Annotated in this window: 26 protein-coding genes; 8 read left to right on the top strand and 18 right to left on the bottom strand. The window is 41.4% G+C overall.

The window, feature by feature from the left end; genetic code table 11:
• Positions 1–46 precede the first annotated feature (46 nt).
• The 3 genes from AC3WTB_RS17120 to AC3WTB_RS17130 form a co-directional block, all read right to left on the bottom strand.
• Positions 47–2641, bottom strand: a complete 2595-nt coding sequence (locus tag AC3WTB_RS17120) for a YfhO family protein (RefSeq protein WP_492334004.1) — start codon at positions 2639–2641, stop codon at positions 47–49.
• A gap of 87 nt (positions 2642–2728) precedes the next feature.
• A complete protein-coding gene (locus AC3WTB_RS17125) occupies positions 2729–3712 on the bottom strand; it encodes a glycosyltransferase family 2 protein (RefSeq protein ID WP_492334005.1) in 984 nt (327 codons plus the stop codon).
• A gap of 300 nt (positions 3713–4012) precedes the next feature.
• On the bottom strand, positions 4013–4285 hold the full coding sequence (locus tag AC3WTB_RS17130; RefSeq protein WP_024425219.1) for a YfhJ family protein: 273 nt from the start codon (positions 4283–4285) through the stop codon (positions 4013–4015).
• A 116-nt stretch (positions 4286–4401) separates the two neighbouring features.
• Here AC3WTB_RS17130 and AC3WTB_RS17135 point away from each other — a divergent pair, with 116 nt between their 5' ends.
• Positions 4402–4551 (top strand): small, acid-soluble spore protein K, encoded by a 150-nt coding sequence (locus AC3WTB_RS17135; RefSeq protein WP_003217849.1) that lies wholly within the window; start codon positions 4402–4404, stop codon positions 4549–4551.
• A gap of 25 nt (positions 4552–4576) precedes the next feature.
• On the top strand, positions 4577–4750 hold the full coding sequence (locus tag AC3WTB_RS17140) for a YpzG family protein (RefSeq protein WP_008360604.1): 174 nt from the start codon (positions 4577–4579) through the stop codon (positions 4748–4750).
• 227 nt (positions 4751–4977) lie between these two features.
• Here the strand turns inward: AC3WTB_RS17140 and AC3WTB_RS17145 are convergent, their stop codons facing one another.
• Positions 4978–5292 carry a YfhH family protein gene (locus tag AC3WTB_RS17145; protein WP_041087336.1) on the bottom strand — a complete coding sequence of 105 codons (315 nt, stop codon included), beginning with the start codon at positions 5290–5292 and terminating at the stop codon, positions 4978–4980.
• Positions 5293–5295: 3 nt separating this feature from the next.
• Positions 5296–6087 carry a recombination regulator RecX gene (gene recX / locus AC3WTB_RS17150; protein WP_492334006.1) on the bottom strand — a complete coding sequence of 264 codons (792 nt, stop codon included), beginning with the start codon at positions 6085–6087 and terminating at the stop codon, positions 5296–5298.
• A gap of 94 nt (positions 6088–6181) precedes the next feature.
• On the opposite strand from recX, the gene AC3WTB_RS17155 reads away from it, so the two are divergent.
• From AC3WTB_RS17155 to AC3WTB_RS17165, 3 genes are all read left to right on the top strand, one after another.
• Complete coding sequence (locus AC3WTB_RS17155) at positions 6182–7078, top strand: TIGR01777 family oxidoreductase (protein WP_073978525.1); 897 nt, start codon at positions 6182–6184, stop codon at positions 7076–7078.
• Between the two features lie 52 nt (positions 7079–7130).
• The gene (locus AC3WTB_RS17160; RefSeq protein ID WP_017358836.1) at positions 7131–7241 is read left to right on the top strand and encodes a YfhE family protein; all 111 of its coding nucleotides are present in this window, start codon (positions 7131–7133) and stop codon (positions 7239–7241) included.
• Positions 7242–7302: 61 nt separating this feature from the next.
• Positions 7303–7458, top strand: a complete 156-nt coding sequence (locus AC3WTB_RS17165; protein ID WP_041087330.1) for a YfhD family protein — start codon at positions 7303–7305, stop codon at positions 7456–7458.
• 38 nt (positions 7459–7496) lie between these two features.
• On the opposite strand, the gene AC3WTB_RS17170 is transcribed toward AC3WTB_RS17165, so the two are convergent.
• On the bottom strand, positions 7497–8084 hold the full coding sequence (locus AC3WTB_RS17170; protein WP_039177261.1) for a nitroreductase family protein: 588 nt from the start codon (positions 8082–8084) through the stop codon (positions 7497–7499).
• Positions 8085–8359: 275 nt separating this feature from the next.
• Between AC3WTB_RS17170 and AC3WTB_RS17175 the strand changes: the two genes are divergently transcribed.
• Complete coding sequence (locus AC3WTB_RS17175) at positions 8360–9616, top strand: transcriptional regulator (protein ID WP_039177258.1); 1257 nt, start codon at positions 8360–8362, stop codon at positions 9614–9616.
• 36 nt (positions 9617–9652) lie between these two features.
• Here AC3WTB_RS17175 and AC3WTB_RS17180 read toward each other — a convergent pair whose 3' ends face one another.
• The 3 genes from AC3WTB_RS17180 to mprF form a co-directional block, all read right to left on the bottom strand.
• Complete coding sequence (locus tag AC3WTB_RS17180; RefSeq protein ID WP_039177256.1) at positions 9653–10120, bottom strand: thiol-disulfide oxidoreductase DCC family protein; 468 nt, start codon at positions 10118–10120, stop codon at positions 9653–9655.
• A 333-nt stretch (positions 10121–10453) separates the two neighbouring features.
• On the bottom strand, positions 10454–11002 hold the full coding sequence (locus tag AC3WTB_RS17185) for a thioredoxin family protein (RefSeq protein WP_039177253.1): 549 nt from the start codon (positions 11000–11002) through the stop codon (positions 10454–10456).
• 92 nt (positions 11003–11094) lie between these two features.
• Positions 11095–13665, bottom strand: coding sequence for a bifunctional lysylphosphatidylglycerol flippase/synthetase MprF (gene mprF / locus AC3WTB_RS17190; protein ID WP_039177250.1), 2571 nt, complete (start codon positions 13663–13665; stop codon positions 11095–11097).
• 169 nt (positions 13666–13834) lie between these two features.
• On the opposite strand from mprF, the gene AC3WTB_RS17195 reads away from it, so the two are divergent.
• Positions 13835–14314 (top strand): MarR family transcriptional regulator, encoded by a 480-nt coding sequence (locus AC3WTB_RS17195; RefSeq protein ID WP_024425228.1) that lies wholly within the window; start codon positions 13835–13837, stop codon positions 14312–14314.
• Between the two features lie 24 nt (positions 14315–14338).
• Here the strand turns inward: AC3WTB_RS17195 and AC3WTB_RS17200 are convergent, their stop codons facing one another.
• The 6 genes from AC3WTB_RS17200 to AC3WTB_RS17225 form a co-directional block, all read right to left on the bottom strand.
• The gene (locus AC3WTB_RS17200) at positions 14339–14617 is read right to left on the bottom strand and encodes a hypothetical protein (protein ID WP_369879356.1); all 279 of its coding nucleotides are present in this window, start codon (positions 14615–14617) and stop codon (positions 14339–14341) included.
• 12 nt (positions 14618–14629) lie between these two features.
• Entirely contained in the window at positions 14630–15157 is a 528-nt protein-coding gene (locus tag AC3WTB_RS17205) for a YfiT family bacillithiol transferase (protein WP_369879355.1), read from the bottom strand.
• The gene (locus tag AC3WTB_RS17210; RefSeq protein ID WP_369879353.1) at positions 15154–16179 is read right to left on the bottom strand and encodes a zinc-binding alcohol dehydrogenase family protein; all 1026 of its coding nucleotides are present in this window, start codon (positions 16177–16179) and stop codon (positions 15154–15156) included. The genes AC3WTB_RS17205 and AC3WTB_RS17210 overlap by 4 nt, the downstream gene beginning before the upstream one ends.
• A gap of 90 nt (positions 16180–16269) precedes the next feature.
• On the bottom strand, positions 16270–16773 hold the full coding sequence (locus tag AC3WTB_RS17215; RefSeq protein WP_342503132.1) for a hypothetical protein: 504 nt from the start codon (positions 16771–16773) through the stop codon (positions 16270–16272).
• Between the two features lie 100 nt (positions 16774–16873).
• Entirely contained in the window at positions 16874–17620 is a 747-nt protein-coding gene (locus AC3WTB_RS17220; RefSeq protein ID WP_492334007.1) for an anti-sigma factor, read from the bottom strand.
• A complete protein-coding gene (locus tag AC3WTB_RS17225) occupies positions 17617–18183 on the bottom strand; it encodes an RNA polymerase sigma factor (RefSeq protein ID WP_492334008.1) in 567 nt (188 codons plus the stop codon). Before AC3WTB_RS17225 ends, AC3WTB_RS17220 begins: the two co-directional genes overlap by 4 nt.
• A gap of 335 nt (positions 18184–18518) precedes the next feature.
• On the opposite strand from AC3WTB_RS17225, the gene AC3WTB_RS17230 reads away from it, so the two are divergent.
• Entirely contained in the window at positions 18519–18845 is a 327-nt protein-coding gene (locus AC3WTB_RS17230; RefSeq protein WP_024425817.1) for a YnfA family protein, read from the top strand.
• A gap of 62 nt (positions 18846–18907) precedes the next feature.
• Here the strand turns inward: AC3WTB_RS17230 and AC3WTB_RS17235 are convergent, their stop codons facing one another.
• The 3 genes from AC3WTB_RS17235 to AC3WTB_RS17245 all read right to left on the bottom strand — a co-directional run bounded on the left by AC3WTB_RS17235 (position 18908) and on the right by AC3WTB_RS17245 (position 23277).
• The gene (locus tag AC3WTB_RS17235) at positions 18908–20623 is read right to left on the bottom strand and encodes an ABC transporter ATP-binding protein (protein WP_492334009.1); all 1716 of its coding nucleotides are present in this window, start codon (positions 20621–20623) and stop codon (positions 18908–18910) included.
• A 12-nt stretch (positions 20624–20635) separates the two neighbouring features.
• A complete protein-coding gene (locus AC3WTB_RS17240; RefSeq protein ID WP_492334010.1) occupies positions 20636–21562 on the bottom strand; it encodes an ABC transporter substrate-binding protein in 927 nt (308 codons plus the stop codon).
• Between the two features lie 110 nt (positions 21563–21672).
• On the bottom strand, positions 21673–23277 hold the full coding sequence (locus tag AC3WTB_RS17245; RefSeq protein WP_064497751.1) for a helix-turn-helix domain-containing protein: 1605 nt from the start codon (positions 23275–23277) through the stop codon (positions 21673–21675).
• Between the last annotated feature and the right edge of the window lie 37 nt (positions 23278–23314).

Genomic DNA, 23314 nt, shown 5'->3' on the forward strand with positions numbered 1-23314 from the left:
TTGCTTCATATAATCGATCAGCCCTTGGAAGATAAAAAAACACCACTTATGATAAAAAGTGGTGTTTCTTGTGTTGTCTCCGTGCATATAGGATTGCACCAATCAAACTGACGAGTGAAATCAACGCGAGAATTCTGATATAAGGCGGATAGTAGGTTAGCACAATCTCGTTTTTGCCTTTTTCTATTGGAAAACCGATAAAGGCGTAATTGGCTTGTTCAATATCTGTCTGCTGTCCGTTTACTGTGAGCTCCCAGCCTTTTTCATATGGTACTGGCAAGATCATATAATCATCGCCGCGCTTGTTATCATATGAAATCGTAAAGCGGTTGTTTTCAAGCTTTACTTGCTGGCTGCCATTATCCTGTTTTTCTTTTTCATATGCCTTTTCTAGGATGCGGTAAGGCTCTTGATACAGCTTTAGTTGATCGAGTTCATACGTCCCTTTTGGTACTCGAATGGAAAGGATTTTTTCCGCAGGGACTCGAATCGTCACTTCATTGACGCCTGTTTTGTAGATGGATGTATTGCTTTTTCGTGAGGTGACGTAGTTGTCAACGGATAACTGAAATCCTTCGTTCCGGTCTGTCCGCTTCACATAAAAGCTCACATACACATCTCCAGCGCGGGCCATATCATCTGGCAGCGTGATATTCAGGCCGCCTGTTTCTCCGTATACATCAAGCACGCCATGTTCGTATACGGCTTGTTCCGTATGAATCTTTGTATCCTTGACTCGATTTGGCGTAATCTCAATTTCAGCGTTTCCTTTTTTGTCTAAAATCACACCTTGCAGCATTGCATGCTCTCTATCAAGTGCTGAGGCATCCTTTAAGGATTCTTCTGAATAAATCGTGCTTGTTGTTCTTGCAAATGGCAGCGGCCGTGTATTTTCATACACTTTATAATGCTCGCTTTCCAATATTGGCTTAAAATAAGCTGGTGGTGAGTAAGGTATCGTATTGTCTCTCATATAATACTTTCCGTAGGTCAGGCTGTATAAATTCACCCTGTCCCCCATTGTTGCATAACGGCTGACACTTTCACGTCCCATATCGATTTGCAGGTCATTCCAGTAGAAATTGAGCAAATGCTGATTCAATATACTTGAATACGCACTCATGCCTTGAAAGCCTTCAAATAACGGGGTATTGTTGCGCACGCCATTCATCCAATCAATCCGGGCAAGCGGATCTTTTGAGGAGCGGCTTTGAATCTGCTGAATGAGCTTCATTTGCTCATGTCCAGCATATGCCTCACTATTCAGATACGTATCTGATACGCTCTTAATATTGCTTCTTTCAGATAAGTAGCCCTGCTGATACACGCCTGCTGTCAGTAAGCTGACAACGATGAGCACAGCTGAAAAGAGACGAAGGTGCTGGCGTTTTTCCGCATGAATCACAAGGAAAAGCAAGCTGATCACAAGCAGTCCTATGGCTGTAAATACAACAACATCCATATTTCCCTTTGCTCGTTCTGATAAGATGACTGCGAGAAGAAACACGATCCAAGCGCCTAAGACCGCACGCTTTTTCCACTTCCACTCGATTTGCGAGAAATGCTTGATGGTGATGGCTACGACCGCTCCAACTGTAAAGGCAAGAATGTATTCAAACCTGTATTGCGGTGCTGAAAAACCATTAAACACGCTCGCCATCTTTGGACTGTAGTGAAAAACAATGAGCAGAAGGCTGATTGATGTAAACATGAAAAACCACCTGTTCCGGTAAAGCGGAACGAGGAACATACAAATGAGAAAGATCACAGGTAATAAATACACCCTGCTTGTAAACAGCAGATGATCATGTAGCTCGAACCAAGGAATGGCCTGTTCATACGGCGGTCTTATATTATTGAGAAAGCCATAGACAGACGGGACAAAAAAGGCAGCACTGATTCCAAAGGATAACAGTGTAGAGACCGCCAGCATCCAGAATACCTTCCACCCATGCTCCTCACTTCGAAGCTTGATGATATACCTGAAGACAAGATAGATCGCTAAAAAGATAAAATGAATATAAGCAAAGTAAAAATTGTTGATGAGCATCAGGCTGCACGCCGCAATAAACCAAGCCGGCTTACCTGTTTTGAAAATCCGTTCAATCCCAAGTACAAGCAGCGGGAGCCACATCATACTGTCAGTGAAAAACTCCCAAAATGTTTGATGCCGAAAATACACAATAGACAGTCCGTAGATTGCGGCTCCTGTTAATGCACTCAGCCTATGCTGAACCATTGAAAGAAGCACACGGTAAGCGATGAAAAGAATAAGCGTCAACTTCATCACACTCAGCCAAATGACGGCATTTGCCCAGAAATGAATATCCGTTGACTGAATAAGATGAAGCGCATTCATCAACCAGACGACAGCAACTGTGACCATAAAAACAGTCGACGTTGTGAAATAATAACCTAATTGCGTATATGTACCGCCGCCTAGACCGAATTGATAGGAATAAAAGAAGTTCCCTTTGACGTATTCATCGTAAAGCAGCTTTTTAAATGGGAGCATTTGTGAGATGCCGTCTCCATCTCCTGTCATATACCGGCCTTGCGTATATTCATATAAGAAAAAGGAGTGTCCTAATAAAGCGAGAATGAGACACATCCCTATGATTATCCATCTACGTTTCATCATCTAAATCCTTTCCACAAAAGATCCACTGTTCTTTGAAACAAAACAACCCAGCAAGCGATTCGTGCTTGCCGGTTATTTGACTCCACGTTATTTAAATAACTGCGTTAACACTCGGTCTTGTTCCTTTGAGCTTGTCTCTTGTTCCATCACATTTGATTCCTGGATTAAATAATGCGGCCTCTTTTTCGTTTCATAATAGATACGGCCAATATATTCTCCAATCACGCCTAGACTCAAAAGCTGGACACCTCCGAGGAACAGCACAGCCGATATTAAAGTAAAATAACCCGGCACCATAATGCCCGTTCTGACGATTTGAATAAAGGTGGCCACGATGTAAATCAATGAGAGTAATAAGATCAGTATGCCAGTATAAAAACAAATGCGCAGCGGGCGGTTGTTAAAAGAAATGACGCCATCTATGCCATAGTTAAATAATTTCTTCAGTGACCATTTTGTATCACCATGCTGTCTTTCTACATTTTCATAATAGATGACCTTTTCTTCAAACCCAATCCAGCAAAAAAGCCCTTTCGAAAAACGATTTCCCTCTTTCAGCTGAAGCAGTGCATCGATGGCTTGGCGTGAAATTAAACGGAAATCCCCGACGCCATCACGCAAGTCCACTTCTACTACCTTGTTCATCACCTTATAGTACATGGATGACAGGTAAGAGCGCAACTTGCTGTCACCTTTACGATTCCGTTTGGCAATGACTTGATGGTAGCCTTCTTCATACCCTCTGACAAAGTCCTGAATTAAATACGTCGGGTGCTGCAGATCGGCGTCCATAATAATCGCAGCTGCTCCTTTTGCATGTTCAAGACCTGCCAAAATAGCGGCTTCCTTTCCAAAGTTACGCGAAAAGGATATATATTTGACCTTTGCACTTTTGCGAGAGAGCTCTCTCATGTATTGAAGCGTGTTGTCTTTGCTTCCATCATTCACAAAGATGATTTCAAAGTCATAATGAAAATCGCGAAACTCTTCCTCGAGTGCCTCAAAGATTCGTCTGATGTTTTCACCTTCATTGTAAGAAGGAATTATCACAGAGAGCAATTCCCGTTCCATATCGCACCTTCTCTTCACTTTTTTCAAATAGTCTGATATGTTCATTATTCCTTTTTTGTCAGAAAACGAAACCCTTTTTTATTATCCATAAATTACATGTCTCTTCAATCGTTTCATTATATCAGAGTTTTATTTCCAGTGATTTTCAACAGGATGAATTTAATGTAATTTTAAGTTTAATCATTGTAAAAAGCCTGTAATTTCGATCACAGACTGGGTATTGTTTCATAAAGTTGTTTGTTCATTTGTATATTTTCCTAATAATTGAAAAAGATGAATGGAAGTGAAAGGGCAACCTTTTTAGTGAAGCAGCCCTCGATTGTTTTGTTGCAGATGCTCGTTTGCCTTTGATTGTTTATTTTGAAATAAATGAAGCTGCGCGCCGTAGCTCTCGATCCACTCTTGGACAATTCGTTCTGTTGTTTCCTGTCCCTTATACTTGCGGCCAGCCTTTGCATAAGTCGTTTCAAAATCACTCCAAAGCAGCTCTACCCATGTACGTGCTTCGTCATATGTCAGCATATTGTTTTTTTCCATGAGTTGTTCTGTTAGTCGCTCAAAGTATTGTTCCATGCTTGTTCCTCCTTCATCTAGCAGAAAGTGCCTTTTTAAAAAAACTTCTTTTTTCATATACTACCCTTACGTCTTCAAAAGACGCAAATGATTTGTATTGTTTGGAGGGATTTGATATGCGTAATAAAGCAAAAGGCTTTCCAAATCAGGTAAATCACAAGTTTGAAGGCGAACCAGGCGCTACAGATGCTTATGCGTCTAAACGGCCGAATGGTGAAACGAATACACGTCCACAGGAACGGATGAGGGCATCAGGGAAACGCTAATTTTTCCAAAGGGAGTGCTTGAGATATGAGTTCAAATGGGAAATCGTATATGGCAGACTTTGTTCAATTAAGGACAACCGCTTACCCTCAACCATGGGCAAATGCAAAGCATTCTGCCTCTCAGGTCAACGGAGAAACGCAGCAAACGCAGCACGACATCGTACTTCAGAACAACGTCCGTAAACAACGTTCGAAGTAAAGAAAAGGACTGATCTTTTAGGATCAGTCCTTCAAATTGTTGACAAAGGGCTAAAATGACTTTTATTTTAGCCCTTTGTCTTCTTTTCAGCGTGATAGAAAACCTTTGCAGCCCTAGGAAGGGTGAGCACCGGAACGGAGCGAATTTGACATTCGTGAGTACCGGCGCGCAGACCTGACAAAGAATGCGAGGGTTTGTCTACACGCTGAAGGACTGATCTCTTTGGATCAGTCCTTTTGCGTCAGCATTGAAATCGGCAGGGCATCTTCCTTATTTGGAGCCGATACTCTGTATCCCCACGCAAACACGCCATTTAAATATTCCACATAAAACTCTTCTTCTGTGTCTTTGATTTGATAAGTCGTTTTCGTTTGAATCGAGGCTGGATCTAATAAATAGGCTTTTGCCATATCGATTTTTCGTTCTAAAACTGCGTATTCATTTACAATGCCAAGCTGCTCAGCCTTTCGTGCTTTTTCAGAAAGGGCGGCAATCTCCTGCTTCAATTCGTATTCTGTCATCTCACTATAGCGTTTTTCCATCTGTCATTCCCCTTTGTCTAAAACGTGATCAATTGTATCGAGATCAAAGCCTTTTCTGAATAAAAATTGCTTCACTTTCATCTTCTTTTCAAATGATCCGTCATACCCTACCTTGCGTTTTGCCTTCTCCAGCATATAAAGGAGGGCTTCTTCTTCCTTTTCCTCTTCTTGTCCATCATAGGCTTCTTGAAGGGCTTTATCAATGATCTCAAACGAAAATCCCTTTCGCTGCAGCTGCAGCTTGATGCGCTGCTCGATCTCTTTTGCAGAACGATTTTTTTCTTTTTTGACAAGCTTGAGAACCTGCTTTACAGCTTCCTCGAGCTGTAAGTCATCAGGGTATTGCGATAGCGCCTGCTCAATCGTGTCATCGTCTATCCCCTTGAGCTTCAATTCTTTTTTTAGGACGGACGGTCCTTTGCTGTTCGTTTTGCGATGGGTGCTGACATAGGCTTCTGCAAATTCAAGATCATTTACATACTTATAATGCTTTAATTTGTGTATAATTTCACTAATAGCAGGTGCCGGGATTTCTTTTTTCGTTAAATAACCGGTGACTTCTTTCACTGATCTCATACGGTAGGATAAATAATCAACGGCCTGCTGAAATCCTTTTTTCACCGAATCACCGAATTGAATCTCAATGATATCTGCTTCGTCCAGCTCTTTGCCTTTTTTCAAATCGTGCTGGACGAGCACATCTAAATCAACGCTAAAGGCGTACTTTTCATCAAGAAAGATGTTGACCCGCTCTGTATTGTTTTTCTGAGCAGAAATTTTTGTAATATAGGGCATCCTGTGATCACTCCTTTTCCAAAACAGTCAGGATGTTTCTTCTGATTCAAAATCGTGAAAGATATAGGTATGTATATGAGAGGAGAGATGTCAATTGAATATCGCCATTACCGGAGGAACCGGTTTTATCGGCCAGCATGTTACAAAAGTGCTCGCTGCTGAGGGACATCATCTATATATTTTAACAAGAAATCCAAAGGAATCCGAACAAAATCATTTACATTATGTGCAGTGGCTTACCGAAGGTGCTGCGCCTGAGCATGAATTGCCTGCCATCGATGTATGGATTAACCTTGCTGGAAAATCCATTTTCACACGCTGGACAGATAAAGCAAAAGAAGGCATCCTCTCCAGCCGTCTCAAATCAACACAAGAGGTAAGACGCATTATAGAAGCGCAGGAATCGAAACCATCTGTGCTGATTCAAGCAAGTGCTGTCGGGATTTATGGCACATCTCAAACAGGAGATTTTACGGAGGAGTCACCTCCTGCAGATACTGATTTCTTAAGTCATACATCAAAACTTTGGGAGGCTGAGGGGCAAAAGATTGAAGCCCTCGGCATTCGTACGGTCTACACACGCTTTGGCGTCGTGTTAGGAGAAAAAGGCACACTGCCGCTGATGACACTTCCTTACAAGCTGTTTGCCGGCGGGACAATTGGCGCTGGCTCGCAATGGGTTTCATGGGTGCATGTTGAGGATGTAGCACATCTCATTGCCTATGCGATTCATAATGACGACCTGTCAGGCCCGCTCAATGTGACATCACCGAATCCTGTTCAAATGAAACAGCTTGGACAAACCATTGCTTCTGCCCTTCACCGTCCCCATTGGCTGAAGGTGCCATCGTTTGTGATCAAAACGGCACTCGGTGAAATGTCATTGCTTGTTTTAGAAGGCCAGCGTGCTCTGCCAAAAAAAGCACTGCTCTCTTCTTATGACTTTTTGCACCCTGAACTAAAAGAAGCGATTTTGCATTCTGAGGAATAAATGTTGTCAAAAACACCCATCCTATTAGAAATGATATGAGGGGGCGATTTTGATGAAGAAAAAAGAACACCAGCCAACTTCAAAGCTGAAGAAAACTCAGGAAGTCCTGTATCAGCAGGAATTCAAAAAAGCGGAAAGAGCAGCAGAAAAAAGAAACAAATAAAACGGATATTCCCCTCCAACAAGCACATAACTAAAGTGATCTTGTAAAGGAGGGAAAGGCTTTGAAAAAAGACCAACACAAAAAATCCAACCACGAGCTCGCAGCACAAGAGACGGATGGCGAATATGTTGAATTTTCCAAAGAACTTGCAGATCCGAATGACTTAAAAGCAATGGCACGTATGAAAGCAGCCGATCAGCGCGCCAAAAAACAATAAGTAAAAAAGCAGACCTTATTCAGCGGTCTGCTTTTCTTTTATTTGATTTCAGTAAGAAGACTTGATGCTTTCTGGCGTGATTTTTCCTCTGGCACCTCTTCTGGATAACCTATATGAAGGATCGCAGCAAACCGTTCGTTTTCCTTTAATCCCATGTCTTGTTGAAAGCCTTTATCGTATAAAATACGTCCGCTCTTCCATACCATACCGATTCCTTGATCCCATGCAAGCAGCTGGAGATTTTGAATGAGCGCGCTCACGGCGGCAAAATCATCATTTCTCACCACAGGGTTCTCGTCTTCTTTTAGTACGACAAGTAAAAGCGCTGGGACCTTAGAAAAGTAATCTCTGTATTGATTGATCTTTTCTTCTTTTGCATCTGGGTTATTGCGCTGAAAGAACGCAATGAAGCGCTCTACAAAAGTGGCTTTGGCTTCATCCGTCACCGCATATAAAAAGCGCCACGGCTCCGTGATTTTATGGTTTGGTGCATAGACTGCATCCTCTAATAGCGGCTGAAGCTGTTCAATCGTCACCGGTGTGTCTTTGAATTTGCGAATCGATCGTCTATATCTGACAGCGTCTCGAACCGTTAACGCGTCTTTTTGTTGTTTCGTTTCTGGCATATATGTCATCCTCTCAATCAACCTTAATTGAAATTGATTCTCATTCACATTATAAACATCATCGCGTGCAGTTGCAAATCAAGTATCTCTCCTCCCCGTCTGCTAAATAGTTGTTTGACTTTTTCAAGTAATGTTACAATCATATTACGTTTTAAACAAATTTTGAGAAAAAAGCCAAGATGATGAAATGATTTTCAAGTATTCCCATTTTGTCTGATTCAGTTTTTTTGTCAAAAGGCTTTCAACCATGATTGGAAGGGAGGCTTCTGGATGGAATGAAAATTAATATTGGACAAATCATTAAACTCTACCGTTATAAACAAAATATGACCCAATCTGAATTGGCAGAAGGAATTTGTTCTGTCTCTCATTTAAGTAAAATTGAAAATGGCTCAAAGGAGGCCAATCAAGATACGATCAATCTGCTGCTTGAACGGCTTGGTATCAGCCAAGAAAAGCTGTCACAAAAGGCACGTCATCTGCTATCACTTTTGGATGAGTTTCAAATGAATATGTACTTCTATGCTCTCGATCAGGCTGAACAAAATGCAGAAATGATCATTCAGCACGAGGAGCAGTTCTTTTCACTGGATTTAGGCATTCAGTATCATTTGTCTTTATTTCAATTTTATTTATTAACGGAAAAACAGCCGCTTGCCTTAAAAACACACCGCGTGCTCAAAAAATTCGAAAAAACGTTTATTGAAACGGAAAAAGAAATTTTTGAATATCTAGACGGTATTCATCAAATTAAAATTGGTCAGCTTGAGGATGGGCTGAAAAAGCTTGAAAGCTGCTTTTCCTACGCCTCAGTTGAACAAAGTGATTTGTATTATCACTATGCAAAAGCACTCGGAAACATGGGACAGCTCGGTGACGCGCTTGAAGCGACACATCAAGCGATGGATTTATATAGACAAAAGAACAATTTCAAGCGGATTATTCACTGTACACTTATTCACGGCGTGATCTCACTTGAACTAAAAGCCTATCAAACTGCGAAGAAATATATAAAGGAAGTGATTTTGCACACTTCCCTTTACCCTGATGCCTATATTAAAATGTCCGCATATTTTTATTACGGGGTGCTTTTAAAACGTGAAGGTGATTTCTCTTCAGCTGTGCCTTATTTACTAGATTCACTCAATTACTTTAATCAAGAACAGATAGAAGATCGCTACTGTGAAACGCTATATGAAATTGCGACACTATATGCTGAATATGACCGCAAAAAGGCACTTCCCTACATACATGAGCTGTTAAAACAGCCTCGTATTCAGCCAAACTGTTTATATATGATCAAAATCTATAAATTGATGATTGAGGAAAATCCTCTTGATTTGAAAACCTATTTGATCGAAGCAGCCCTTCCTTACTTTGAACACAATGAGCTGCACAGTGAATATTTGTTTGCGCTTAGAACCTTGCTTACCTATGCAGGTGCTGAGCTTGATGATCAGGCCTATAAGTTCTACACAAAGAAGCTGCTAGATCATTTAACAGTATATCTTCCCTATTACAAAAAAGCATGACCTTCTGCCGATCGAAGGTCATGCTTTTTCTATTTATTAAATAGTCTTTTGTTGATCTGTGTCATGATGGTTCATCCGTTTGACAGAATGAATATACCGTCTTTTTGCAAAAAAATCGTACGCATGCTGTCCAAAGCCAAGCCATATACTGAGCATGATGAATGGGACCGTTCCCCATAATGCAGGGATATGGCAAGCCATACGCAGCCAAGTATAGATCCCTGAATTCTTTTGATTTTTGGCTAGGGAAATAGACACGATTCGTTTTTCCGCCTTCTCTTCACTGATTTTATTCAGCCTGAGCAGCTGCGAGTGTCTAAAGGATTCAAAGTGAATCCGATTTTTCCAATCGAGTGATTTTAACAAATCAATCATTTTTGCACATGAAGGACTTTGTCCATCATAAAACACAAGCAGTCTCAGTGATTTGATGGAACGCTGTTCTCTTTTTTTCGATTCAGCGAGCTTCTTTTTTTCTTGATCGAGATAAATGATTTTTTTCATAAATTGATCGCCTGTCCTTTTCTGTCATTTTTTTAGTTCGTTCAAAGGAGATTACAACTAGATTACTATAGTTGCTGGGCCTCTTGTATTGGGAAAAAGCCAACCCTTGTGCGTTATATGAGCCTTTGGATAAGGGCAAAATCATTGATTTCATGGCATATATGAGGTTTTTCAACTAAAAGTGGTTGGGAAAATCGTGGTGCTTTGCGGTTTTCTGCGGTTTTTGATAGAATTCTGCGGTTTTCTACACCTTTATGCGGTGGTTTTGTAGGTAAAACGCAAAAACAAGATAAAAAAAGACTACTTCCCATTGCGGCGAAGTAGTCTTTTGGTTTATATTTTTGCCAAAACTTCTACTATTTCTTTCTCAATATCTTTCCATAAGTAACGGTCTGTCGTATAGTGATGTGCGGCTTCTTTCGCAAATACTTGAAAAGCTTCTTCATAATCAGGTGCATCTTTGTCCGGTTTTTTCTCGTCCACAAAGCGCTGTGCTTCTGCTGAGCGAGGTCCCCATTTCCCCACTTCATTTCCGTCCTGATCAATGATGACGATAATCGGAATCGATCTTGCGGTCCCGTTCGTTAAATACTGATCCATCAGGTCTAGATTCTCATCCCGAATGAAATAGCGCGCATCAATGAGTGCTTCATTTGCAATACGCATGAAAATCGGGACATTGACCATTGCATCCCCGCACCAATCCGCTGTGATGACAAGTGCTCTGAGCTTTTTCTTTTGCAGCTTTTGAAGCAGCTCTTTTTCTTTTTGATGAATTGCGTACTGGTTGTACACCGTGAGTAGATTTTCCCGGTTTTTCTCCATGTTGTGTACATATGTACGTTCAGCTAATCCCTTTGTAAACCATTCATTTAATGTCATATGAACATCCCCCTTACCCTTCAACTTTACCACTTTTGCTATTCTTTTGTCTAAAAAAACCTTCACCTAGTGAAAGGTAAAGGTCTTTTGGTTTATCGACGCCGATTTCGATTTGGGTCCGTCCCAATCAGCTTGGTGACAAGCACCATTGTGACAGGCAGTGACGTATTTTTTTTATACGCTAAATATTTCCCGCGCCATTCAGGCTTATACTTCTGTTTAAACGACCGTAAACCGCTGAAGCTGTACATATATCTGACATTGTTGAAAATAACACTCGCCAAACGCTCCGTAAGAAAGGACTGATGGAACGTCCCCACATTCGATAAAGGTGCCATTCCCATGTTAAACGATTTATAGCCTTTTTCTTTCGCCCATTGAAACAGGTGGATAAACAGCGCATCCATCATCCCGTTCGGTGCATCATGCATATGACGCATTAAATCGATGGAAATCTCCCCTTCTTGATACATCGGCATTAATGATACAAAGGAAATGATTTGCCCTTGTTCATCCTTTAAAATCGCAATCGGTGCTTTTTGAAGATAGTCTTCTTGAAAATAACCGAGCGAAAACCCTTTTTCTTTTTTCTTTCCGAGCCAGCTGTCAGAGATTTGTTTTAAAGTTGAGATCAACTCATTTGAAAAGGGAGGTTCCAGCATTTCAAAGGTGTAGCCTTCTCGTTCAAATTTATTCGCCACAGCTCGTAAATTTGATTTTTTCTTACCTGACAGAGTAAACGTTTCTAAATCGACCATGGCTTCTTCCCCAAGCTTAAAGAAGTGAAAGCCTAAGTCATGATAAAGAGCCATCCCTTCTCGTTCTACTTGATAAAAAGCGACGCGGTAGCCGGCTTTTTCTGTCTCCTGTAAAAACTCTTCAAGTACAAGCGGATAAGACGCCTCACGTCCAGATGGATCTCCGAGCACAATGACGCAGCGGCCAATTCGTCCAAACTGAAGCATCGCTTCTCCATCACTTGAGAAAAATAGTTTTTTGTCGCCTAAAAAGCCAAGATGACTGAGGGCATTTCCGCCTTTTTCTTCTAAAAACGTTTTTAATTTCTCCTCATCTGCTTTTTCTCCAATCGGAAATGCTTTCTTATTAAAAATCAATTTACTAATGAAGAAGAAAAGCGGGACACCGATGAGAGCAATCATGCTTGTCATCGTGATATGCCGTTCATTGTGAACGAGATAATCCTTACTCAAGAAATGCCCTATTTTTGTCCAAATATAGTTGCCAATGACATTATAGTTAAAGAGCACGAATAAATATCCAGCGGCAGCCGCCACAAACTGATTCAAAGAATAAGGTGCCTGCTGCTTCACAAATTGATTTCGAAGAGAGAAAAACACAGCCATGATGACTGGCAAAATAAAGATCAGACTGAGGTTAAACCCCTTTAACAAAGTAAACACAAAACCGCCTGCTAAAGAGATCATTGTCAGCACGTACGATCTTTTCGTTCTTTTATACACTTCAATGGACAAAATCATGAGAATGATTCCGAACATTAAAGAAAGACCATTAAATCCTGATAAAAGAAAGCGCGGAATGCTGGTAATCACACCTAATCGATCGACTGGAAGCACAACAGATGCCATGATGAGCAAGCCGCTTCCAAAGGTTAAAATCGATAAAGATCCGTACAATAACCGGATTAATAAAGCACGGTGCAAAACAATTAAGACGTTCGTTGTTTCAATGGCAGGTGCCATTTTCGGATTGCCTTCAAGACGTCTAAGCGTCGTGCCCGTTAAATCGTAAGCAGCTAGACAAAGCCCTAGGATAAACGGGAAGATTGAGTACACGAAGCGATACAAGACGAGCGCCGTCAGAACCATCTCTTTATCAAAACCAATGTACTGCATGCTCAGTAAAAAGATGAGGTCAAACGAGCCAAATCCGCCCGGAACCATACTGATTAAACCGCCAATTGATGCAATCGCAAATACACCTAATACAATTCGGACATCGACATTCATTCCCATAGAGACGACAGCCATGTACATAACAAGTCCAGCTGCCAGCCATTCTAAAAATGATGCACCGATATAAGCGTAAATTGGATGCTTTAGTCCATTTTCACCGCTCTCAATCGAGCTTTTTCGAATGGATGCCATGACGATATATATTGGTACAATACAGGCAAAGATAATGACAAATGCCCATAGCCACGGCTCCTGGCTGATAATACTTTCAACAGGAAGCACCCTGACCAAGATCAGATCACTGAAAATAGATAAGCCCAAAAGGACAGAGGAAGTCAATAGGGCAATGCCTTTCAGCAGTTTTTTCGTATCTGTTATGTACTCCTTATAGAGAAGCGTTCTAAGCCCTGCTCCTGATAGACCTCCGAATCCAAGAACACTGTTAAAGGAGTTTGCAATCCAGGAAATACGAATCGTTTTCCAACCGCTGATCGGCATATTTAGGCTTTTCCGTAAAATAAAATCATATAAGGACATCGATAAAACCGCAACAAGTCCAAGAAAGACAAGAATAAACAAATCCATTCGGTTCAAGCTGTCAATAATATAAAACGTCTTTTTAATGGAAAGTCCGCTTAGCTCCTGCTTCGCGACAAAGATCAAGACAAGGATAATCACGATCGGAAAAAGCATTTTTAAGATCGTCATACCCGTTTTTTTGTTCCACATGTTTTTCCCAACTTTCTAGGTTGCTTCAATTATTTCAACTGAACATTATTATACAACAAATACCACTTGATTCATGCAGTTTAACATTCAAAAGCTTGACGAACCTTTCAATTAGAAGTAAAAATCAGTAATATAAAGAAAAAGAGCCGCTTAAAGGAAGTGAACAAGCGTGGAATATAATATTCATGACACCACCGTATTAAAAGAAGAGATTCTATCTCCAGAGGAAAAAAAGACATGGGTTCTTTATATGAAAGTGCTCACAGCTGCAGGTCTTGGAGATGTTTCTGAATGGATGAAGCTTGATATGAGTATGCCTCAAATGAAGGTGCTCATGCTGCTCAATAACCATGGCTCTCTCAAAGTATCCGAAATCGCTGAAAAAATGGGTGCTTCTTTGTCCAATATGACAGGTCTGCTTGACCGGTTAGAACAGTCTAACTTTGTCGTGCGAAAGCACTCTGAGCGTGACCGGAGAATCATTGTCGTAGAGCTGACAGAGGAAGCGAAAAATATTTTCAGAAGTATTTATCAAAAAGGACACGAAAAAATCAAAAATTCCCTGCAACGGCTCAATGACGAGGAAAAAGAAAAAGTCAATGAAGGCCTTGCTATCTTAGAAAAAGCACTGCGTCCTGAACGCGGCTAATCAAAAGAAAAGGAAAAAAGACGGTCACTTGGGGTCCGTCTTTTTTGTTTCTTCTTGTCGATCTGGGGTGAAAAGATTTTTACGAATGACTTCCCTATCATCCCATAAAAGATAGGCTAAGCCGATGATGAGAAAAAGGATACTGATCCACGTACCGCCAGGAATCAGCTGTTCAAGTTCCTCAATCGTTCTTTCTGAGCCTAAGCTGTTACTATAGCGTATCTCAAAAAGAACATATTTCGCTACATAAAACAATGCCGCCATACAGATAAACATGGCGCCGACAATTCTTCTTCCAGACATGCGTTTACTCCTTTACTTCCACTGATTTCTTTTGATTAATTCCGTAATATGGGCAAGGTGATGCTTTGAATGCCAGACGTACATTCCCGTTGCATCATATAAGGACACTGTTTGTTGATCGGCAGGGTGATAATAAGAAGCGTTGAAGTCTTCCTCTGACATTCCCCGCAGTAAAGTGACCCACCTGCGATGCAGACTGCTGATCAAAGGCAGGGATAAACTGATGGGCGCCTTGCTGTCAGGAAGTGAGGCAAATCCCTCCTGATCATATGGACGTATGTCCGGTGTATCTTCTGTGAGAGCAAGCTTGAATCGTAAGTATGCATTTAGATGGCTGTCTGCTACGTGGTGAATGAGCTGACGAACAGTCCATCCTCCCGGCCGATAAGGAGTATCAAGCTGTGCATCTGTCAACCGTACGGTCACCGCTTCATACTCTTCAGGGATTGCAGCCAGCTCATTAATCCATGCTTCCAGCTGTGCTTTCGTTTTTGTTTCTACCGGTTCATATAAGCCAATCGGATATTGTAATGATGTCATACGTTCTCTCCTCTCTCAAATCCTTCAAGCACAAATTTTCCAATCATCTTTCCTTGTTCAAGTGTTTGATGTGCCTGCTTCAAGTTAGCAGCATTGATCGGGCTGAGAACCTTTGTTAAGGTATGCGTTATTTTCCCCTGCTCAAATAACCGACTCGCTTCTGTCAAAAGCTCATGCTGTTTGATCATGTCCGCTGTTTCATACATAGGACGTGTGAACATGAATTCCCATACAAATGCCGCACTTTTATTTTTGAGTAACTGAATGTCTAGGTTGTGCTTGTTCTCGACAATGGTACAGATCGTGCCTTGCGGTTTGATGGCTTCTGCCATGCCTTTGAAATGTCCATCTGTATCATTTAAGCATAAAATAAAATCCACTTCACCGATTCCTTTTTCCTTGAGCTGCTCGAGAAGCGGCTGATGATGATCAATGATATGATCGGCACCTAAGGACAGACACCACTCTTTTGTTTCTGGTCTTGATGCGGTTGCGATCACAGTTGCCTTCGCTAATTTGGCTAGTTGAATGGCAATTGAACCAACCCCGCCTGCACCACCAATGATCAGCAAGGTTGAGCCTTCTGCATTCCGCTTCATATGCATCCGGTCAAATAAAGCCTCATAAGCCGTGATTGTTGTAAGGGGCATCGCGGCTGCTTCTGCAAAGGATAGATTAGCTGGCTTTTTCGCCACAATACGCTCATCCACAAGCTGGTATTCACTATTCGAGCCTTGACGCGTAATATCTCCCGCATAGTAAACGTGATCGCCTGGCTGAAATAATGTACACGCTTCGCCCACTTCAACAACTGTACCGCTTGCATCATAGCCAAGAATTTTCAGTTTTTCTTCCTTCTGATCCTTCGGTGATCTCACCTTTGTATCAACTGGATTTACGGACACAGCCTCTATCTTCACCAGTACATCCCTGCCAGACGCTTTAGGCTTTTCAACCTCTTGATCCATCAGGCTTTGCTCATGCTCAATCGGTAAATACTCCAATAGTCCAACTGCTTTCACTCGCTCGCACTCCCTTTCTCCATTCTTTCTTTCCACATTTTATCATAATTTTCTGATGTTTATGGCTGGGTCAAACGAGTGATGGCACATTTATGACCTCTTCAGGGCCTTTCGCTCTCTCGCCATGTATGAAAGACGTGCCTTTTGCAAAGAAGGAACATAAGTGAACCAGCTGTTGGATTTAAAAAATAGCTGAACGTAGTAAAACTGAATGTGCTGAAGGAAAATGATGATCAATAGAAATAGAGTGAATGAGAGAGTAGTTAGATCTACTCTTCCCTGTATCCATTCATTGATCAAAAGAATCACAAAACCGACGATGAGGAGCTGTTCAACTCTTTGCACGAGCTGGCTAAAGACATGCCCGCGTTTTGATAGATCACCAGACTGGTGCTTTCTGATCCTTCTCGATTTGTAGAACCAAATAATACTTTCTGTTAGGTTATGAATCATAAAAAGAGCGATGAGGACGAGCAATAAAGGTGATGGGGTATAAAGGACTTGTGCAACGAACGGAAGCACTAAAAAATAACAGGCAATCAATGCGTGTCTGATTGATAAGAGAAATAGGTCTTTTTCTATGGATGTTTTCATCTGTTTCACCTCCATATGTACTACGTTTCATTTGCCGAAATGTTCCCCTTCGCTATCAAAAAAGGATGCCTCAAGAAGGCATCCTTTTCATGAATCAAACTTAAAAAGTAGCGCTTAGTACAACTGGACCTTGCGGAAGCTTGTTATCCTTTTTTGGTTCAAGGGTAACAGCCACGGTATCCCATGATTCGTTTGCTTCTTTTTCAGATAACGCATAGGTGACGGTTCCTTCCCCTTTGTTATCTGTTTTAAAAGCACCGGCTGGCACCGGCTGATCTCCTTTAATGAGCCACACTTGATAAACAGCAGATGAATCAAGTTGACCCTTTAAGCCGTCTGCACTCACAACAAGTTCTTTTTTGCCGTTATGCTCTATCACTGAGAAAGCACCTGTCGTTTTTGGTGATGTGGCAGAAGCCAGTGATTTTGTGGCAACAACCCTGACAGGTTCTTCCGCTTGTTCTTTTCCATTCGATAATAAATACACATTTCCAGCTGCTGAAATAAGAAGCAGTGCGGCAACGAGCGGTAAGAGCCATTGGTTTCGTTTCTTTTGCAGCGGTTTGATTTCGTTTGGCTCAGGTGCAGCCTTGAGCTCTTTTCTATCGCTATTGTTTTCTTCGACTGTCTCTTCTTCAAACACCTGAGATAAAATACGATCTTTCATCCCTGCCGGAGGTGTTTGGTCTTCGGCTAGAAGTGGAATGTCAGACATGAGCGCTGTCAATTCTTCAAGCTCTTCTTTGCAAGCTGGGCAGTGCTTGATGTGCTCTTCAAATTGCGTTTTTTCTTCTCCTTGTAAATGCCCGTTGAAATAATCAATCACTTGATGTTTACACTGAGTCATGCCTCTTCCTCCTTTCCTCCGCGAGACAGTTTCGATCGCAAATGCTTCAAAGACAATCGAACCCTTCCCTTTACCGTACCAATAGGGATGCCCAGCTTTTCCGCGATGCTCTTTTGTGTCATCCCTTTGAAATAGACATCTTCTATGATGGTTTGCTGTTCTTTTGACAATGTAGATACTGCTTCACGTATGATTTGTTTTTCCTCGTTCCATTCCACTTCTTTTGATACATCTTCTTGATGATCGGCTAAATATTCAATATGCTCATCTTCCAAAGCCGTTTCATTCCGGTGCTTTCTTAAAAGATCAATGGCCGTGTTGCGTGACATCATGAATAACCACGAAGAGAATTTCCCTTTATCCGTATGATATTCTCCTATGCCGCGCCAGAGCTTGATGAAGACCTCTTGAAGTACTTCCTCCGCGAGCTCACGGTTGCCAGTCATTTTATAAATAAACGAATATAATACACGTTCATAGCGATCGTACAGCACTTCAAGCGAGGGCTTGTGACGATCATATTTGATCTTGTGATACAGCTCAAAATCTTGCAATGTGTCCATGGTCATCTCCTTCCTTTTTCATGAGAAAGAGCATGCGCATTCATCATGAAATCCTTCACGTATTGCTTATCACTCGATTTGCTGAAATAAGCCTACCTTGTACTTTACTCTTTTTTCAAGGAGAAAAAAAGAGCGCTGAAAAAGGAAGTGTGCTCCTCATGAGAATGTACTTACTTTACGACATAACAGACCATTTGGATCACTCATGATACAAAAGTCAAGAATCCATGTGTGACACTCTCTAATCAGTTGATCTCTCCATTCAATTGAGGTAGAACGCATTCTTTCCGCATGTCATAATAGGGTGTAAATTGGAGAAATTGGAGTGTCCATATATGATGGTGACGATAGTTCTTTTTTTATTAGCAGGTTTAGCAGAAATTGGCGGCGGCTATTTGGTGTGGCTTTGGCTCCGTGAAGCAAAGCCTGTCAGCTTCGGAATCGCCGGCAGCCTTATCCTAGTCGCATATGGCGTCATTCCGACCTTTCAGCAGTTTCCGACTTTCGGACGGGTTTATGCTGCCTATGGCGGTGTTTTTGTCATTCTTGCTGTATTCTGGGGCTGGTGGGTCGATCGAAAAACACCTGATCTATATGACTGGATGGGTGCTTTGATCTGTTTGGCTGGAGTCAGTGTGATGTTATTTGCGCCGCGCAGTTAATTTCTAACATCAAAAAGGGCTAAAATGATGTTTATTTTAGCCCTTTTTCTTCTTTTCGAACCTTACATTCTAAATTGTGTTTCGTATAAACGACGATACAGACCATCTATTTTGAGTAACTCTTCATGTTTTCCTTGCTCTTTTACGCCTTCTTTTGTGAGAACAATAATGCGGTCGGCATGCTGAATTGTCGCTAAACGATGGGCAATGATAAAGGTCGTTCGTCCTTCAGCCAGCTCTTCTAATGATGCTTGGATAAAAGACTCTGTCTCAGTATCAAGCGAAGAGGTCGCCTCATCTAAAATGAAAATAGGCGGATTTTTCAAGAAAATACGTGCTATGGAGATACGTTGTTTTTGTCCTCCAGATAACATCATCCCACGCTCACCGATCATCGTATCAAGTCCTTTTGGCAAACTATTGACTAATTCCGTCAGCTGAGCCTTCTCTACTGCCTGCCAAATCTCTTCTTCAGATGCATTCAGTTTTCCGTATTGGATGTTTTCGCGTATCGTCCCATGAAATAAATAAATGTCCTGCTGTACGACACCAATTTGTGCGCGCAGCGATGCAAGTGTCATCTTTCGCGTTTCTATGCCATCAATTGTAATGCTCCCCTCCTGCCATTCATAAAAACGGGGGAGCAGATTGCAAAGGGTCGATTTCCCGGCACCAGATGGACCGACAATGGCAATTTTCTCTCCTTGTTTGACCTCAAGATTGATGTCATGCAGCACAGGTTTATTTGGTTCATATTGAAATGATACATGCTCAAAAGTGATATTCCCTTTTAACTGATGGACTTCGATTGCATCCTCATCATCCTTTTCATCTGGTGTTTGATCGATCAGTGATGCGAATCGTTTAAAGCCAGCTGCACCTTTTGGATACATTTCAATGACTGCATTGATTTGTTGAATGGGTCCTAAGAAAATACCTGTTAATAGGACGAATGAAACAAATTCACCATATGTCATATTTTTTTGCAGCACAAACCATGCACCGCACACGAGGCCAAATACGGTGACACTTTTAATGAGTAAATGACTCACTGCTGTATGCAGTGCCATCATTTGATATGTTGTCAGTTTTGTTTTTCTAAACTGCTCGTTATGCTCGATAAACCGATCCATTTCATGGGACTCATTCCCGAATGCTTTCACCACACGAATGCCGCTAATATTGTTTTCCACACGTGAATGGAATTGTCCAATGCTTGAAAACATTTTATCAAAAGCAGCAGACATTTTTTTCGTAAAGTAGACAGATAATCCGATCAGGAATGGAACGACAATAAATGTGAGAACCGCAAGCTGCCAGTTAATCGATAGCATGAGGCCAAACGCACCCGTTAATGTCATGATGGCGATAAATAAATCCTCTGGGCCGTGATGTGCCATCTCTCCAATATCCATTAAATCATTGGTCATGCGGGAAACGAGCTTTCCTGTTTTCTTTTGGTCAAAGAAACGGAAGGACATTCTCTGTACATGAGAGAATAGTTGATTCCTCATATCGGTCTCAATATTGATCCCCAGCTTATGGCCAAAATAAGTCACAACGTAATGCATGGTGGAACTGATGACATATAAAATGAGCAGCAAACTGCCCCAGAACCAAATGGCTTCCCAATCACCATTTGGCAGTAAATCGTCCATCACTTTACTGATGGCTAGCGGAAAGGATAGTTCGAGTAAGGCCGCTAGTACCGCACAGGAAAAATCTAATATAAACAGCCCCATATAGGGTTTGTAGTATGAAAAAAAACGTTTGAACAATTGACAGACCTCCTAATGATGAGATAAATCTGACAATAAATCAGCAAACTTTTCAGCTTGATTCATGACTGCAATGGGATCATAAGGCCAAAAGAATTCTGCATCCAGTTGATAGGTCTGTTCCTTTTTGACAGCTTTTAAACTCTTCCAGATAGAATTATTTTTATCAAATGTCCCGCCATTGGATTCATCAATGAATATATAATCCCCTGCATATTTCGGAAGGGTTTCATAGGAGAGTACCTCATAGCCTGTTTTACTATTTAAAATTGTATCTTTGACCTCTTTTGGCGGATTCACTTTCAATTGTTGATATAGTGCTTGTCCACCTCGGTAAATTCCGTTCCCATACACAAACACATCATTTTTAAATGCGCCCATGATGGAAACTGTTTCATTCTCTTTTAATACAGATTTTACTTTTTTTCGAGCTGCTTCGATTCGTTGGTCAAAGGAGGCGAGAAACGCCTTTCCTTCCTCTTCTTTGTTTAACACCTTGGCCAAGGTTGTGATTTCTTCATGTGCGTCTTTGAATGAATTGTAAGGATATACGAGTGTTGGTGCTATTTTTTTATACACATCATAGACTTTTTCATCCTGTACTGCGGTGATAATTAGATCAGGCTTTAAGCTGAGTGCTTTTTCAGCTGAACGCTCGTCACTAATGTCCTCTATACCTTTGATCTTGTCCTTCAAGTGTACATTCTTTAAATCTTGAGTCGTTGCACCTACAGGGTGAACATCCAATGCAATTGCACTGCCTAAATATCCATCTATGAGAACGCGTTTTGGGTTTGCTGGAATGTCGATTTTTCCTTTAACAGTCTCAATGGTTTTCGTTTGCTGCTCTGTTTCTGCCGTTTTGGCTTCTTCTTTTTTTCCACAGGCTGACAATACCAGCATGAAGATGACAGCACATATCCAATATGTCTTTTTCATATGAGTATTCCTCCTTCATTTCCTAGATACAAATGAGAATAGTTATCAATTACTAGTCTCATGTATTCTACCAACCTCATACGAAGTGGTCTATGGAGGATTCTCGCAACTTACATATGGATAATTGTTGGATTGGCTGCCGCAGTCAATCGGGAGACAAAACGGTCAATCAAATGAAGAGCCCGCTCCCCTTCATCAAATCGAAAATCCTCTAGCTTTAATGGGTAGAAGGTTCCATTTTTCACAGCGGACAATTGACGAAGAACATCGCTTTCCTCCATCCGCTGATCCATTTGTTCATACCACCCATGTTCAACACCTACAATAAAAAACATGTGATCCGCCTCGTATTCTCTTAACCTTTCTAAAGGAATGACTGTATGTTGATTGGGGAGAAGAACTTCTTCTAGAATCGTCTTCGGAGGCTTTAAGTCAAGCGTTTCGTAAAGGTAGAAGGCACCTCTAGCATCATAGGACCACATGTACACTTTGTCATGTCCTCTCATTTCATAAATCGCCACTGTCTCTCCTTTTTCCCTAAAGGAAGATAGATCATTTCTTGCCTTTTGACTCAGATGTTCAAAGCGTTTCACCCAATCAACTGCCTCTTTCTCTCTTCCTAACAGGCGCCCTGTAGATAAGACCTCTTGTACAACATGACCACCGGCATATGGCAGAACAAGGACAGGGGCAATTCGCTCAAACCGCTTGATCAACGCAGGCTTCGAATAAAAATAGTTAGGAATAATGATTAAATCTAGTTGAAGTGATTTGAATACGTCATCAGGCGTGTGTTCATCTATGACCAGCGTACCGGCCAGCTGATCTTTGAGTATATCTGAATGGTGAAAGGTATCTTGGTCAATGCAGACAGGGCGAATGCCTAGCGCGCCCAATAACCCGACAAATTGAAAAGCAGCAATTCGCTCTGGTCTTCGATTGTTTCGGAACTGACTAGGGGACCTTCCTGTCTTCTGCCTGAATTTCCTGCTGAAATATAAACTGTCTGTATAGCCCACTTGCCGCGCAATCATTTGAATTTGATCATCTGTTTGCAGAAGCCGTTTTTTTGCTTCATCTATTCGAATTTGTGCAATATAGTCACTCACACTCAGTCCCATACTTTGTTTGAAAAAGGTCGAAAAATAACTCTCATGAAAACCCATCTTATGGGCTAAGTCTTTTCTCGTAAGCTTTTTTTCATAATGCTGCGCCATATACTGCAAAATCATTTCAATTGAATAATGCACCTTCTCAGCGTATGGCTTGGATTGACGGTGAAAAATGTGCATGATGTCCTCCAGCCTTTTCTCCTGTTCTCGGATGCACTGACTCACCTTCATTTGTTTGATGTAAGAAAACAGCACGGCAGAGCCTTTGACCATTGCTCCATTATCCGGCAGATCATCATAACTCATCTTAAAAACCAATTCATTTTGCGCATCATTTGTCAGGATAAACTGATCAAATGTGATCGTATAAATCGCCACCTGTTCGTTGGATAAAGATTGGAGCATTACGTTGATACCTGAGCGGATCAACATACTGTCTTTTGCGTTTAGCTGATATTGCAATCCTTCCATTTCAATTCTCACAGATCCGTCGCATGTCAAGAACATAGGGAAAGATGTATGCCAGGAGACTGTTTGTTTGACAGAAAGAGATCGCTCTTTACTTTCTTTCATGCGCAGAATGGTATGAGTACGGGTTGTCATTTTCTCTTTCTCCTTCCATATAAAAAAAGTGCTAAAA

This window comes from Bacillus sp. EB106-04-04-XG123, assembly GCF_058791855.1.

Bases quoted from the DNA above. Each gene is read 5' to 3' on its own strand.
- AC3WTB_RS17120 (WP_492334004.1), bottom strand. From the start codon at position 2,641: ATGATGAAACGTAGATGGATAATCATAGGGATGTGTCTCATTCTCGCT.
- AC3WTB_RS17125 (WP_492334005.1), bottom strand. From the start codon at position 3,712: ATGGAACGGGAATTGCTCTCTGTGATAATTCCTTCTTACAATGAAGGT.
- AC3WTB_RS17130 (WP_024425219.1), bottom strand. From the start codon at position 4,285: ATGGAACAATACTTTGAGCGACTAACAGAACAACTCATGGAAAAAAAC.
- AC3WTB_RS17135 (WP_003217849.1), top strand. From the start codon at position 4,402: ATGCGTAATAAAGCAAAAGGCTTTCCAAATCAGGTAAATCACAAGTTT.
- AC3WTB_RS17140 (WP_008360604.1), top strand. From the start codon at position 4,577: ATGAGTTCAAATGGGAAATCGTATATGGCAGACTTTGTTCAATTAAGG.
- AC3WTB_RS17145 (WP_041087336.1), bottom strand. From the start codon at position 5,292: ATGGAAAAACGCTATAGTGAGATGACAGAATACGAATTGAAGCAGGAG.
- recX (WP_492334006.1), bottom strand. From the start codon at position 6,087: ATGCCCTATATTACAAAAATTTCTGCTCAGAAAAACAATACAGAGCGG.
- AC3WTB_RS17160 (WP_017358836.1), top strand. From the start codon at position 7,131: ATGAAGAAAAAAGAACACCAGCCAACTTCAAAGCTGAAGAAAACTCAG.
- AC3WTB_RS17170 (WP_039177261.1), bottom strand. From the start codon at position 8,084: ATGCCAGAAACGAAACAACAAAAAGACGCGTTAACGGTTCGAGACGCT.
- AC3WTB_RS17175 (WP_039177258.1), top strand. From the start codon at position 8,360: ATGAAAATTAATATTGGACAAATCATTAAACTCTACCGTTATAAACAA.
- AC3WTB_RS17180 (WP_039177256.1), bottom strand. From the start codon at position 10,120: ATGAAAAAAATCATTTATCTCGATCAAGAAAAAAAGAAGCTCGCTGAA.
- AC3WTB_RS17185 (WP_039177253.1), bottom strand. From the start codon at position 11,002: ATGACATTAAATGAATGGTTTACAAAGGGATTAGCTGAACGTACATAT.
- mprF (WP_039177250.1), bottom strand. From the start codon at position 13,665: ATGTGGAACAAAAAAACGGGTATGACGATCTTAAAAATGCTTTTTCCG.
- AC3WTB_RS17200 (WP_369879356.1), bottom strand. From the start codon at position 14,617: ATGTCTGGAAGAAGAATTGTCGGCGCCATGTTTATCTGTATGGCGGCA.
- AC3WTB_RS17205 (WP_369879355.1), bottom strand. From the start codon at position 15,157: ATGACATCATTACAATATCCGATTGGCTTATATGAACCGGTAGAAACA.
- AC3WTB_RS17215 (WP_342503132.1), bottom strand. From the start codon at position 16,773: ATGAAAACATCCATAGAAAAAGACCTATTTCTCTTATCAATCAGACAC.
- AC3WTB_RS17220 (WP_492334007.1), bottom strand. From the start codon at position 17,620: ATGACTCAGTGTAAACATCAAGTGATTGATTATTTCAACGGGCATTTA.
- AC3WTB_RS17225 (WP_492334008.1), bottom strand. From the start codon at position 18,183: ATGGACACATTGCAAGATTTTGAGCTGTATCACAAGATCAAATATGAT.
- AC3WTB_RS17230 (WP_024425817.1), top strand. From the start codon at position 18,519: ATGATGGTGACGATAGTTCTTTTTTTATTAGCAGGTTTAGCAGAAATT.
- AC3WTB_RS17240 (WP_492334010.1), bottom strand. From the start codon at position 21,562: ATGAAAAAGACATATTGGATATGTGCTGTCATCTTCATGCTGGTATTG.
- AC3WTB_RS17245 (WP_064497751.1), bottom strand. From the start codon at position 23,277: ATGACAACCCGTACTCATACCATTCTGCGCATGAAAGAAAGTAAAGAG.